Origin of the sequence: Nocardia sp. CNY236 (assembly GCF_000482385.1) — a bacterium.
Taxonomy (GTDB): domain Bacteria; phylum Actinomycetota; class Actinomycetes; order Mycobacteriales; family Mycobacteriaceae; genus Nocardia.
On sequence record NZ_KI519393.1, the window covers coordinates 28,393 to 41,684 of the forward strand.

The following is a 13,292-nucleotide window of genomic DNA, read 5'->3' on the forward strand; positions in this document are numbered from 1 at the left end:
GCATTGGCGATCAAGTTGAGCCCGGTCTCGTGCCCGGCGATCAACAACAGAACACACGTCGAGTTCAGCTCCGCACGGGTGAGCTTGTCCCCGGCATCCTCGGCAGCAATCAGCTCGGAGAGCAAATCCTCACCAGGAGCACCGCGCCGCCGCTCGACCAGCTCGTCGAAATAGGAAATCAACTCACTGCCCGCGGGCTGGAACTCGGCCGGGTCGCCAGTGTATTGGGCTCCCATCTCTGCCGACGGGTCGAGGGCGCGGCTGGCCAGCGTCGACCAGACATGCAGTCGGGCTTCGTCCTCGAACGGGATGCCGAGCAGCTCACGGATAATGGTCATCGTGATCGGGTACGCGTAATGATTGACGATATCGAAATCGCGGGCACCGGCACGTTGGTCGAGCAGCGTATCGGCGAGCTCCTCGATCCGGGGCTCCAACCGCTGCACCACACGTGTCGTGAACGCCTTCGACACCAACCGACGCAGCCGAGTGTGGTCCGGCGGATCGATGAACAGAAACATCCGCTGAGTCCGTCTCGAATCGCGCGGAACCTTGTCCGTGCCCTGCAGGACCTCGCTCCGCATCCGCGACAGTGAGCGATCGACACTCACCCGCGGATCACGCAACACAGCGATGCAATCGGCATAGCGGGCCACCACAACCGCAGGCAGGTGGCTGAGACGGAATGGGCTATCGTGCCGCATCTGCCCGAAGATGGGGTACGGGTCCGGGCGGACAGCCGGATCGATAAGTCGTACGTACTTCGCTAAGGACTGCATCGGCGTTCCTTGCTTACGTCACCAGGTAGAACAGGTTCGAACCGCGTGTATGGACAAGTGTACGGAACAGCCAAAGCCTACCGCCGACAGGTCGCACTGTCACAGACAGCGTGCTCGATCCGCCGGTGGATACTTCGCTTCATCGCGGTCGTAGGGCATAGGCGGGGACGAGTTGGTCCCGCACGTGCAGATCCGGCCGACCGTCGGCGAATTGAATGCTGTAGGTCACTCGACCGAGCCAATCTCCGTCCACGGTGGGCAACCAATGGGTCAAGGTACCGGGGCGCTCACCACGCATGATGACGCCAGCGCCGTTCACATGGCGTGGAGTCCCCGGGTCACGGATCGAGACCGCGTCCAGCCGTACCCACACCGGCCGCGGCGGGTAGGTCAACGTTCGGTAGTAATGGCCGGTCCTGTTCGGGTAGACCAACTCCGGTTCCGTGCCCTCGGTCCGCGGCACACCCTCGCTTGTCGAACCCATGTTCGAATGTTAGCTGGCATCGTGCCTCGCCGCCACTAGTCGGCGACACGCCCGAGGCCGCGACCACTGTCGAGTCAGCGAAACAGGCTATATCTCCCGAGATAGCACCGTATCCAGGCTATTCGCCAGGAGTTCGCCATAGGCTGCGAGCGCTCCGTACGAGAGTGTCGTTTTCGATCGTCGGGGCACGCACGTGCCGTAAAGTTCCAGGCACCGGGGGGTGGACCGGAGGACGACATGGCCTATCCACCGAGCGGACAACCGCCGAAGGATCCACGATATTCACAACAGCCGATCGACTATCCACCGCCCCCGCTCGATCACCACCCAACCGATCACTCCGGGACGGGAAATCCATCGTTGGGATATCCACCGCAATCTCCGCGCAGTGGTACCACCATGATCGTCGGCCTGGTCGTGGTCGTAGCACTGGTGATCGCCGGTGCAGCGATCGCCGGCATATTCTTGACCACCCAAGGTCGAGGTCCATTCGCCTCGGACGAGAAAAAGATCGAATTGGCGATTCGTGACTTCTATGACGCGCTCGGCACATATGGGTTCCGCTCGGCTATCGAGCAAGTGTGCGCGAGCGAACTCGCCGCGTTCGACATGATGACCGAAGACCAGAAAAGAGAATTCGACGACGCTTCGGTCGTGGTCGCCATCGACACGATCGATGACATCACCGTCACCGGGGATACCGCGACCGCGCACGTCGCCGGCACGCTCACCGTCATGGCTCCCGGCGAGCAGCCCGACACCGAGACCAACACGACCGAACACCTGAAGAAAGAAAACGGCGAGTGGAAGGTCTGTTCCGCCAGACAGGCAGGCTGACTTCCCCGCCACCCGACTGCCCCGCCACCCGAGAGCCGCGGCCACTGGGCGATGCGACCTCGACCTACCCATCCGGTTCCGAGCTCGATCCGCGGGACCCTCGATCCGAAGGACACCGATGAAGCCGGTCTGGACATCGATGGCTACCGCCATGACGGTCCTCGCGATCGTGCTCGGCCTCACCTCCTGCGCGAATTCCTCGAACGACGCGAACACGATCATCGTCTACAACGCGCAACACGAATCGCTCACCCGAGAATGGATCGATGCCTTCACTGCGGAGACCGGCATCGAGGTGACCCTGCGGCAAGGCAGCGACACCGCATTGGCCAACCAACTGGTCGCCGAAGGCGCCGCCTCGCCTGCCGACATCTTCCTCACCGAGAACTCTCCCGCCATGATGCTGGTGGAGAACGCCGGACTGTTCGCCGATGTGGACCCACGGACCTTGGACCAGGTACCCACACGGTTTCGCCCGTCCACCGGAAAATGGACCGGCATTGCCGCCCGGTCGACGGTCCTCGTCTACAACAAAAGCGAAATACCGGCCGATCAACTGCCTGTCTCGCTGCTCGATCTGGCACAACCACAATGGAAGGGCCGCTGGGGCGCCGGGGTATCGGGCGCGGATTTTCAGGCCATCGTGGCGGGTCTGCTCGCATTGAAGGGCGAAGAAACCACCCGCGCCTGGCTGCAGGGTATGAAGGAAAATGCGACCGCCTTCCCGAACAACGTAGCCACCATGAAAGCGGTCGATTCCGGCAGCCCGGAAGCCGGCGTGATCTACCACTACTACTGGTACCGCGACCAGGCCAATACCAAGGAGAACAGCGCCGACACCGCACTGCACTACTTCAGGAACCAAGACCCGGGCGCATTCGTCAGTATCTCCGGCGGTGGCGTGCTCGCGTCGAGCGACAATCAGCCCGCAGCACAGAAATTGTTGGCATTCATCACCGGCATGTCCGGACAGACCGTGCTGCGCGACGGCTCATCGATGGAGTACCCGGTCGCCAGCACTGTAGCCGCCAACCCGGCACTGGTGCCGCTGGCCGACTTGCAAGCTCCAGCGATCGACCCATCTCGCCTCGACTCGAGGAAGGTCACACAGCTGATGACCGACGCGGGACTGCTGTAATTGTGGCACCGAGCACTGTCACCACACCTCCGGTCGGCAGGCCTGGGGCGGTGGTGACCGGTGTTGCGCTACTGCTGATGGCGGCGACATTCGTACCGCTGGGATACATCGTTTCGACGATCTTTTCCATCGGGATCGATCGAGCGGCAGATCTGGTGTTCCGGCCGAGAGTCGGTGATTTGCTGCGCAATACGCTCGGCGTGGTCGTGTGCACCGCACCGATCTGCGTGGCGCTGGGGATCGGGCTCGCGTGGGTGGTCGAACGCACGGACGTGCCCGGAAAATCCTGGTGGGGCCCACTGTTCGTCGCACCGCTCGCGGTACCCGCGTTCGTCGACAGCTATGCATGGATCAGCCTGTTTCCGACCATGCACGGACTGTGGGCAGGTGTGCTGATCTCGACGATGTCCTATTTCCCGCTGGCCTACCTACCTGCTGCGGCCACGCTTCGCCGGTTGGACCCCGCGGTAGAGGAGTCGGCCCGAGCACTGGGCTCCGGACCGGTGGCAGCGTTCATCCGGATCGTGTTGCCGCAGCTGCGGTTGGCCGTCCTCGGCGGCGGGCTGCTCATTGCACTGCACCTACTGGCCGAGTACGGAGCTTTCGCACTGATCCGATTCGACACATTCACCACGGCTATTTTCGAGCAGTACCAATCCAGTTTCGCTGGTCCGGCCGGCAGCATGCTGGCCGGCGTACTCGTGCTGTGCTGTTTCGCGCTGCTCGGGGTCGACGCCGGCCTGCGCGGCCGTGGCCGCTATGCGCGGGTCGGCGGCGGCACACAACGCAGCGCGACCCGAATACGATTGGGTATCGGCGTGTTTCCGGTGCTGGTCGTACTCGCCGGCGTGACCGTCGCGGCACTCGGTGTACCGCTGTGGACCATCGGACGCTGGTTGCACATCGGCGGCGCGGCCGTGTGGAATCTCGGCGAGATCGGCCACGCACTGAGGCAGACGCTCGGACTCGCTACGGTGGCCGCGCTGCTGGCCACCGCATGCGCATTCCCGGTCGCGTGGATCGCGGTACGCTCCGCCAGCGTGTTCGCGCGACTGGTCGAGGGCGCCAACTACGTCACCAGCGCACTACCGGGGATCGTCATCGCTCTGGCCATGGTGACGGTGACCATTCGATGGGCGCCACCGCTCTACCAAACAGCGAGCATGGTGATCGCCGCATATGTCCTGCTGTTCCTGCCCCGAGCGCTGGTCGCGGTGCGCGCCGGATTCGCTCAAGTTCCGGTCGGCCTCGAAGAAGCTTCTCGCTCACTGGGCAAGTCGGCGCTCGCCACATTCTTCCTGGTCACTCTACGGTTGACCGCGCCCGCAGCGGCTGCCGCAGGCGCACTGGTGTTCGTCGCGGTGGCTACCGAACTGACCGCGACACTCCTGCTCGCGCCACTCGGAACCCGCACTCTGGCCATGCGATTCTGGGCGTTTTCCGGCGAGTTGGACTATGCCGCCGCCGCACCGTACGCCCTGATCATGATCGTGGTATCGGTGCCGGTGACATATCTGCTGTTCAACCGCTCTCGGGCGGTGGCCGGGGCATGAGCCATGTCGTGATCACAGCTGTATCGAAGACTTTCGGCGACACTCGAGTACTCGACGAGATCAGCCTCGACGTGCCCGACCACAGCGCGACCGCTGTGGTCGGCTCGTCCGGTTGCGGCAAGACGACGCTGCTACGCATTGTCGCCGGATTCGAATCCCCCGATGCGGGGCGTGTATCGATCGGATCGAACACTGTTGTCGGCGAACATATCTCGATTCCTCCGCAGCGTCGCAATGTCGGCTACGTCGCTCAGGACGGGGCGCTCTTCCCGCATCTGACCGTCGGACAGAACATCGCCTACGGGCTACCCCGTCGGAGCCGGCAGCAGGTAAGGACACTATTGGACACGGTCGCACTCGATCCGTCCTACGCCGATCGGCGCCCTCAACAGCTGTCGGGAGGTCAACAACAGCGCGTCGCGCTGGCCCGGGCACTGGCCCGCAAACCCTCCGTGATGCTGCTGGACGAACCGTTCAACGCCCTCGACGCCGGCCTGCGTGCCGCGACCAGAAAAGCAGTGGCCGACACTCTGCGCGCGGCAGGGATGACCAGCATTCTGGTCACTCACGACCAGGAGGAAGCCCTGAGCTTCGCCGAACAGGTCGCGGTGATGCGCGCGGGACGCTTCACCCAGATCGGCACACCACAGCAAGTCTATGGCGAACCACGGGATTTGTTCACCGCTGGCTTCCTCGGCGAGTGCGTACTGTTCGACGCCGTGGTCACAGCCGACACGGCCTCGTGCGCACTCGGCGAGGTTCCGGTGCAACACCATGCTCCGACCGGACCGGCGACCCTCATGCTGCGACCAGAGCAGTTGGTGGCTCACTCGGTGCCGGATGACGAGCAAGCAACCGGGCGGATTCGTACCGCCGAATTCCGCGGCGCCGATGTCGTGTTGACCATCGACATGGACGGCGGGGCCACGGCGGTGCGAGTTCGCCGTCCCAGCGCAGCCGCACCGCCTCCCGGACAGCGAGTGCACCTCGAAGTGCTCGGCTCCGCGGTGGCGTACCCCACGTCGAATTCGACCCATCCCACCCGGTGGTCTCCACCGCCTCGCGGATGACCCACATCGCCCAGCCGAGCCGACGGCCGATCCGCGGCCCGACCGGTTGCTCCGCTCCCGATCCGGAGCATGGAATGATCGGACCATGTCTCGGCCACGCCCGCTTCCTTTGGACCCGATCGAGGAGGCCCACCGCCAGTGGGTCGGCCACGGCTGGGGAGATGTCGCCGACGGCATGGCTGCAGTGACCTCGTTGGTACGAGCTCAGCAAATCGTGATGGCCCGAGTCGACGAAGCCCTGAAACCAACCGGTCTGACATTCTCGCGGTACGAACTGCTCATGCTGCTGAGTTTCAGCAAGACCGGAACACTACCGATGACGAAGGCCAGTGTGCGGCTACAAGTGCATCCCACCAGTGTGACCAATACCGTCGACCGACTCGAAGCAGCCGAACTCGTCTCGCGCGTACCCCATCCACGCGATCGTCGCACGACCTTGATCGAAATCACCGACGCTGGAAGAAAATTGGTAGCGCAAGCGACCGAAGAACTGAACGCCAAAGTATTCGCGCTCCCGGGACTCCCGCCGGATCGCTTGCACACTCTCCTACAGATACTGGCCGAATTCCGGCACGCCGCAGGCGACTTCGAGACCGCGGGGGGTACGGCACGCTGGGCTACGACTGCAGAATGAGCCGCGGAATCTGCGCCCGAACGACTCGGCCGGACACCCCGGCGTCAGCGATGGGTGAACTGTGCGGGGCGCTTGTCGATGAAAGCGCTCATGCCTTCTTTCTGGTCCTCGATCGCGAACAGTGAATGGAACACACGGCGTTCGAACCGCAACCCCTCGGCAAGGGTGGTTTCGAACGCGCGATTCACCGACTCCTTGGCGATCATCGCAACTGGCAGAGACATCGACGCTATGGTCTCGGCGATCTCGAGTGCGGTATCGAGCAGGTGCGCCGCGGGCACGAGACGCGAGACCAGCCCGGCTCGTTCCGCCTCCTCGGCGTCCATGTTTCGACCGGTGAGCACCAGATCCATTGCCTTGGCCTTGCCGATCGCGCGAGTCAAGCGTTGTGAGCCACCGATACCAGGAATGACGCCCAACTTGATCTCCGGCTGACCGAACGTGGCAGTGTCGGCGGCCACCAAGATGTCGCAGATCATGGCCAGCTCGCAACCACCGCCGAGCGCATAGCCCGCTACCGCGGCGATGGTGGGCTTGCGGAACTGTGCAAGTCGGTCCCACCGGGCGAAGTAGTCGCTCAGGTACATGTCCATGTACGACTTGGGCTGCATCTCCTTGATATCGGCGCCCGCACCGAAAGCTCGCTCCGACCCGGTGATCACGACCGCACCGACCTCGTCGTCACGCTCGAGTTCGTCGAGCGCGGCAATCACGTCATCGAGGACCTGCAGGCTCAGTGCGTTCAGTACCTCGGGGCGGTTCAGTGTGATCCAGCCGACTCGGCCCTTGCGTTCCAGCAGAATCGTCTCGAACTCGGTCATGCGGCACCTCTCCATAGGAACGGATGTGGACATCGGTGACGAGGTCAGCTGTTCGAACCGAGGCCACCGATTCTGTCACGGATATCGGTGATGATGGCCGAGAAGTCGCGCTGTGCATCCGTCTGATTGAACCGGGTGTAGATCTCGGCTGCGAGTTCCCCGAAACGACCATCGATCTGGTTCTCGCGCAGTGCGTTCGCGGCCAGGACGAGATCCTTGGTCATCAACGCGGTGGTGAAGCCGGGCTGGTAGTCGTTGTTGGCGGGGCTGGTCGGCACTGGTCCAGGGACCGGGCAATAGTTCGTCAGCGCCCAACTCTGGCCCGAGGCCGTGGAGACCACGTCGAAGAAGGACTCGTGACTCAAGCCCAATTTCTCGCCGAGCACCAGCGACTCCGCCAATGCGATCATCGAAATGCCCAGGAGCATGTTGTTGCAGATCTTTGCCGCTTGGCCCACGCCAGCGCCACCGCAATGCACGACCTTGCCGCCCATCACCTCGAACAGCGGGCGCGCATCGGCGAAATCGTCGGCGCCACCTCCGACCATGAAGGTCAGCGTTCCCGCCACGGCCCCGGCCACGCCGCCGGAGACCGGGGCGTCCAGCGCACGATGTCCAGCCGTCGTGGCGCGTTCGGCGGCGGTCCTGGCATCGGCTACATCGATGGTCGAACAGTCGATGAACAGGGTGCCCGGTGCGGCAACCGGAAGTAGCTCGCCGTACACGTCCAGTACGAGTGTGCCGCTGGGCAACATCGTGATCACGATGTCGGCGGCGGTCTCGGCAGCCGAATCGACAACTGTCGCGCCATCACGCCGGGCCTGTTCACACGCTGCGGGCACCGGGTCGAAAGCGCGCACATCGTAGCCGGCGCGCACCAAATTGGCCGCCATCGGTGCGCCCATATTGCCGAGACCGAGGAAGCCGACCGTTGCGCTCATCGCACCACCTCCGGAGTCACCAGTCCCAGTTCTCGATCACCCAATCCGGCGAAGTATACGTCCACCTGCGCGCGTGTGACATCCGCCAGCGTCGCGGGCGACCACTGTGGGTTGCGGTCCTTGTCGATCACCTGAGCACGAATACCTTCGACCAGATCGAGGGAAGCCAGCGATGCGATGGATACACGATACTCTTCGTTCAGCACCGCCTCCAGGCTCGGCGTGGTCCTGGCCGAGCGCAGCGAGCGCAGCGTGGCCTCCAGCGCGATCGGTGATTTGGCCAGTATCTCGGTGGCCGCGGCATGCGCCTGGGGCGATTCGTGTGCCCGAAGCCGCGTGACGATCTCCGGTACGGAATCGGCGCTGTAGCAGGCGTCGATCCACTCCTGGTGGGCGATCAGGGTGGATTCCGGCGCATCGGTCGCACATTTGGCCACTGCGACCTCGGCACTTTCGCTACGCAAAGTGTCGAACAGAGCGGGCAGGTGTTCGGTGGCGACGAAATAGTCGGCGAAGCCAGCCGCAATGGCATCACCAGGACTCATTCGCGCGCAGGTGAGTGCGATATGGGTGCCGATTTCGCCTGGGGCGCGCGTGAGCAGATAGGTACCGCCGACATCCGGAACGAAACCGATGCCGACCTCGGGCATGCCGATCGTGGATCGTTCGGTGACGATGCGATGGCTGCCGTGCCCGGAAAGGCCGACCCCACCGCCCATCACGATGCCATCCATCACCACGACGTACGGCTTCGGGTAGCGGCCGATCAGCGCATTGAGGATGTACTCGTCTCGCCAGAACCGGCCTGTTGCCGAATCGGTGTTCGTGGCCCCGCTTTTCGCATCGTCGTGAATGGCGACGATATCGCCGCCGGCGCACAAGCCGCGCTCCCCCGCACCGGTGACGACGACGGTGCGCACCGCGTCGTTGTCCGCCCACGCACGCAACGCGTCGGTGATGGTGGTGACCATCGCATGATTCAGTGCATTGATCGCTCTGGGCCGGTTCAGCGTGATCCAGCCCAGCCCGTCACGCTGCTCGAGCAGGACTTCCGGTTCCGTCATACCGCTCCTACCACCGAGCGGGCGACGACCACCCGCATGATTTCGTTTGTCCCCTCGAGGATTTGATGCACGCGTAGATCCCGGACGATCTTCTCCACGCCGTATTCGACCAGATACCCATAGCCGCCGTGGAGTTGTAGCGCCTTGTTGGCGACGTCGAAGCCGGCGTCGGTGGCGAAGCGCTTGGCCATGGCGCACAGTTCCACCTTGTCCGCCGCGTCGGCGTCCAATGCGGCCGCAGCCCGCCACAGCAGCGTGCGCGCGGCCTCCAATCCGGTCCGCATGTCCGCGAGGTCGAATTGCAGTGCCTGGTTCGTCGACAGCGGTGCGCCGAACGCATGCCGCTCGGCGAGATACGGCACAGTCTTGTCCAGCGCAGCCTGCGCGCCGCCGACCGAGCACGCGGCAATGTTGAGCCGGCCGCCATTGAGCCCGTTCATCGCAATGCGAAAACCGTCGCCCTCGGCGCCGAGCCGGTTGGCTGCGGGTACTCGAGCGTCGGTGAAGATCACTTGGCGGGTCGGCTGAGCCTTCCACCCCATCTTCTTCTCGTTGGCACCGAACGACAGACCCGGGGTATCGGCAGGCACGATGAACGCCGAGATACCCCGCGCCCCCGCATCACTCGTGCGTGCCATGACGATGTAGACGTCGGTGGCTCCCGCACCGGAGATGAACTGCTTGACGCCGTTGACAACGTAGTCGTCCCCATCGCGCACGGCTTTGGTGCTCAACGCCGCCGCATCCGAACCGACGCCCGGTTCGGTGAGCGCATAGCTGCCCAGCTGCTCCATTCTGGTCAGCGACGGCAACCATCGTCGGCGCTGGTCGTCGTCGCCGTAGTGGTCGATCATCCAGGCTGCCATGTTGTGGATGGAGATGTAGGCGGCGATGGTCGGACAACCAGTGGCCAACTGTTCGAAGATGCGTACGGCATCGAGCCGGCGTAGCCCCGAACCGCCCACATCCGAGCGCACAGAAATGCCACCGAGGCCGAGCGGACCGGCCTTGCGCAGCACGTCGATCGGAAAGTGTCCCCGCTGGTCCCAGTCCAGCGCGTTCGGCGCCAGGTACTCGTCGGCGAATCCGCGCGCGGTATCGCGGATGGCCTTCTCTGCGTCGTCGAGTGCAAACATCGGTCAGTCCATCGTGGGGATGACGAATGCGTTGGCGTCCGAATCGGCGACCCGATCGCGGGACATCGTGCCCCGCATCCCTTCGGGCCAACGCTGGGTAACGGTCTTGGTCTTGGTGTAGAAACGAATCGAATCCGGTCCATGCTGGTTCAGGTCGCCGAATCCAGAACGCTTCCAACCACCGAAGGTGTGATAGGCGATCGGCACCGGGATCGGCACATTGATGCCGACCATTCCGACCTGCACCCGGGAAGCAAAATCGCGGGCAGTGTCGCCGTCACGGGTGAAGATCGCCACACCGTTGCCGTACTGGTGCTCGTTGGCCAGGCGCAACCCTGCCTCGTAGTCCTCGGCGCGGACCACGCTGAGCACCGGACCGAAGATCTCCTCGCGGTAGATCCGCATCTCCGGCGTGACCTTGTCGAACAACGTTGCGCCGACGAAGTAGCCGTCCTCGGCGCCTGCCACCACCAGACCACGACCGTCGGCCACCAACTCGGCACCCTCATCGATGCCGAGCTGGATGTAGTCGTGGACTCGGTGCACCGCATCCTGACCCACCAACGGGCCGTAGTCGACGCCGGGGTCGTCGGAGCGGCCGATAGTCAGCTTGCGCACCCGCTCGGTCAGTTTGGCCACCAGCCGGTCTGCAGTGCGGGCTCCGACCGGCACGGCGACCGAAATGGCCATACAGCGCTCCCCGGCGGAGCCATAGCCTGCACCGATCAGCTGGTCGGCGACGTCATCGAGGTCGGCATCGGGCATCACGATCGCGTGATTCTTCGCGCCGCCGAAGCACTGGGCGCGCTTGCCGTTCGCCGTCGCAGTCCGGTAGATGTACTGCGCGATCGGTGTGGAGCCGACGAAACCGACGGCCTGAATCCGTGGATCGCCCAATAGGGTGTCGACAGCGTCTTTGCCTCCGTTGACCACGTTGAAGACTCCGGCGGGCAGACCCGCTTCGAGGAACAACTCCGCGAGCCGCAGCGGCACCGAGGGGTCGCGTTCGGACGGCTTGAGCACGAATGCGTTCCCTGTAGCCAGGGCCGGGCCCGCCTTCCACAACGGAATCATCGCCGGGAAATTGAACGGAGTGATGCCGGCGACAACCCCCAGCGGCTGACGCATCGAGTAGACATCGATTCCGGCGCCTGCGCCTTCGGTGTATTCACCCTTGAGCAGATGCGGAATGCCGGCGGCGAATTCGATGACCTCCAGACCACGCTGGATGTCGCCCCTGGCGTCGGCAATGGTCTTGCCATGCTCGGAAGACAACAGCGCAGCGAGGGAGTCCATCTCGTCCTGTACCAGAGTCAGGAACTTCATCAACACCCGTGCCCGCTTCTGCGGATTGTGCGCGGCCCACGCCGGTTGTGCGGCCTCGGCGACCGCGATAGCCGCCTCGACCTCGGATGCGCTCGCCAACGGCACCCGTGCCTGTACCCGGCCGAGATTGGGATCGAAGACATCACCGAACGCACCGGACGTGCCCGACACATGCCGACCACCGACGAAGTGAGTGAGCTCGCGAACCATGCCAGTCCCCTCTCGTAAACCGAACAGGCCACCACGAATCAGTATCCGGCCATCCTATAGTCGGATGTCCAATAATAGCAGGGCTCGCCCCATCGTGACACAGTGCGCTCGCTGGGCGGATCGACGGCGCTCCCGAGGCGACGAACGGCGTCAATTCCCAGGCGGCACACCGCGAAACGTGTGACAATCGCCGGGCAGACCATCGACTCGGTTGGGACGGCGAGCATGGAATTCTCCGACCTTCGGATCATCGACGCGCACATTCACCAATGGGATCCGTTCACGACGCCGAGGCAGTTGGGCACGATCTCGAAGCTGATTCGGCTGGTGCCGGTGCCGATGCAGGTGGTCGCACTCCTCGTGCCGCGGCGCGATCGGCAGTTCGCCGGAGATCCCAGCGCCTACCTGCGGCCGTATCTCCCCGCCGACTATCGCGCCGACATCGGCAAGGCCGCGATCGACGTGGCGGCGCACGTCGAAGCCGAATGGTCATCACGAGGACCACTGGGCAAGGCCGACGAAACCGCGTGGGTTGCGAGCTTGCCGCTGCGTACGGCTCCACGGCTCGGTGCGATACTCGCCGGCGGTGACCCGGCGGCGCCCGGATTCGCCCAGTTGCTGGACGCGCATGCCGCGGCGTCACCCCTGCTGCGCGGCATCCGTACCATTGCCGCCCATCATCCCGATCCCGGCGTGCGGTCGTTCACCGACAAGCCCGGCAGGCTCACCACCAAGGCATTCTTGGACGGCTTCGCACAGCTGGCCGACCGTGGTCTGTCCTTCGAAGCATGGGTCTACTCACACTCCATTCCCGACGTCACCGCCTTGGCCGAGCGCTATCCCGAAGTACCGATCGTCCTGAATCACCTCGGTACCCCTGCGGGCATTGTCGGCGCAGTCGGCAGACATACCGGCACACACCCCGGAGTACGCAGACAACTGCTGGTGCAATGGCGCGACAATCTCGCCGCGCTGGCTTCCCGACCCAATACGGTCGCGAAGGTCAGCGGCCTGATGATGCCGATTCTCGGCCACCCCGTCCCTCCGCGCGGCACATCGACCCCCGTGCCGCACCTGCTCGACCGAGTCGGCCCATTGGTCGAGCACGCCCTCGACGTCTTCGGCGCCGACCGCCTGATCTGGGGCTCCAACTACCCGGTGGACAAGCCGATCACCAGCATCGCCGGCAGTATCGAAACCATCGCGCGTGCGATATCCGGCCACGGGGGTCATCGCCCGGAACTCGAGCAGGTCTTCCGGGCCGTCGCACAACGTGTCTATCGGATCCCCGATTGATCC

At 64.2% G+C, this 13,292-nt stretch carries 13 protein-coding genes; 6 read left to right on the plus strand and 7 right to left on the minus strand.

The window, feature by feature from the left end; all coding sequences use genetic code 11:
- Both K940_RS0121655 and K940_RS0121660 read right to left on the minus strand, forming a co-directional pair.
- On the minus strand, positions 1 to 779 hold a 779-nt coding region (locus tag K940_RS0121655), incomplete at its 3' end, for a cytochrome P450 (RefSeq protein WP_028479166.1).
- Between the two features lie 139 nt (positions 780 to 918).
- Positions 919 to 1,263, minus strand: coding sequence for a hypothetical protein (locus tag K940_RS0121660; protein ID WP_231390473.1), 345 nt, complete (start codon positions 1,261 to 1,263; stop codon positions 919 to 921).
- Positions 1,264 to 1,662: 399 nt separating this feature from the next.
- On the opposite strand from K940_RS0121660, the gene K940_RS29895 reads away from it, so the two are divergent.
- The 5 genes from K940_RS29895 to K940_RS0121685 all read left to right on the plus strand — a co-directional run bounded on the left by K940_RS29895 (position 1,663) and on the right by K940_RS0121685 (position 6,495).
- Positions 1,663 to 2,100, plus strand: a complete 438-nt coding sequence (locus tag K940_RS29895) for a hypothetical protein (RefSeq protein ID WP_155981063.1) — start codon at positions 1,663 to 1,665, stop codon at positions 2,098 to 2,100.
- Between the two features lie 118 nt (positions 2,101 to 2,218).
- A complete protein-coding gene (locus K940_RS0121670; RefSeq protein ID WP_036529906.1) occupies positions 2,219 to 3,238 on the plus strand; it encodes an iron ABC transporter substrate-binding protein in 1,020 nt (339 codons plus the stop codon).
- Between the two features lie 2 nt (positions 3,239 to 3,240).
- Positions 3,241 to 4,791, plus strand: a complete 1,551-nt coding sequence (locus tag K940_RS0121675; protein ID WP_369797533.1) for an ABC transporter permease — start codon at positions 3,241 to 3,243, stop codon at positions 4,789 to 4,791.
- Positions 4,788 to 5,861 carry an ABC transporter ATP-binding protein gene (locus tag K940_RS29900; protein WP_051407443.1) on the plus strand — a complete coding sequence of 358 codons (1,074 nt, stop codon included), beginning with the start codon at positions 4,788 to 4,790 and terminating at the stop codon, positions 5,859 to 5,861. The genes K940_RS0121675 and K940_RS29900 overlap by 4 nt, the downstream gene beginning before the upstream one ends.
- 85 nt (positions 5,862 to 5,946) lie before the next feature.
- A complete protein-coding gene (locus K940_RS0121685; RefSeq protein ID WP_028479169.1) occupies positions 5,947 to 6,495 on the plus strand; it encodes a MarR family winged helix-turn-helix transcriptional regulator in 549 nt (182 codons plus the stop codon).
- A 44-nt stretch (positions 6,496 to 6,539) separates the two neighbouring features.
- Here the strand turns inward: K940_RS0121685 and K940_RS0121690 are convergent, their stop codons facing one another.
- Genes K940_RS0121690 through K940_RS0121710 form a run of 5 tightly spaced genes read right to left on the minus strand, consistent with a single transcriptional unit; the run spans position 6,540 to position 11,993 of the window.
- Positions 6,540 to 7,316: an enoyl-CoA hydratase gene (locus K940_RS0121690; RefSeq protein ID WP_028479170.1), complete on the minus strand. Its 777-nt coding sequence runs from the start codon at positions 7,314 to 7,316 to the stop codon at positions 6,540 to 6,542.
- Between the two features lie 44 nt (positions 7,317 to 7,360).
- Entirely contained in the window at positions 7,361 to 8,257 is an 897-nt protein-coding gene (mmsB, locus tag K940_RS0121695; RefSeq protein WP_028479171.1) for a 3-hydroxyisobutyrate dehydrogenase, read from the minus strand.
- A complete protein-coding gene (locus K940_RS0121700; protein WP_028479172.1) occupies positions 8,254 to 9,321 on the minus strand; it encodes an enoyl-CoA hydratase/isomerase family protein in 1,068 nt (355 codons plus the stop codon). The genes mmsB and K940_RS0121700 overlap by 4 nt, the downstream gene beginning before the upstream one ends.
- A complete protein-coding gene (locus K940_RS0121705) occupies positions 9,318 to 10,457 on the minus strand; it encodes an acyl-CoA dehydrogenase family protein (RefSeq protein ID WP_028479173.1) in 1,140 nt (379 codons plus the stop codon). Before K940_RS0121705 ends, K940_RS0121700 begins: the two co-directional genes overlap by 4 nt.
- A gap of 3 nt (positions 10,458 to 10,460) precedes the next feature.
- A complete protein-coding gene (locus tag K940_RS0121710; protein WP_028479174.1) occupies positions 10,461 to 11,993 on the minus strand; it encodes a CoA-acylating methylmalonate-semialdehyde dehydrogenase in 1,533 nt (510 codons plus the stop codon).
- Positions 11,994 to 12,218: 225 nt separating this feature from the next.
- Here K940_RS0121710 and K940_RS0121720 point away from each other — a divergent pair, with 225 nt between their 5' ends.
- A complete protein-coding gene (locus tag K940_RS0121720) occupies positions 12,219 to 13,289 on the plus strand; it encodes an amidohydrolase (RefSeq protein ID WP_028479176.1) in 1,071 nt (356 codons plus the stop codon).
- The last annotated feature ends 3 nt before the right edge of the window (positions 13,290 to 13,292 follow it).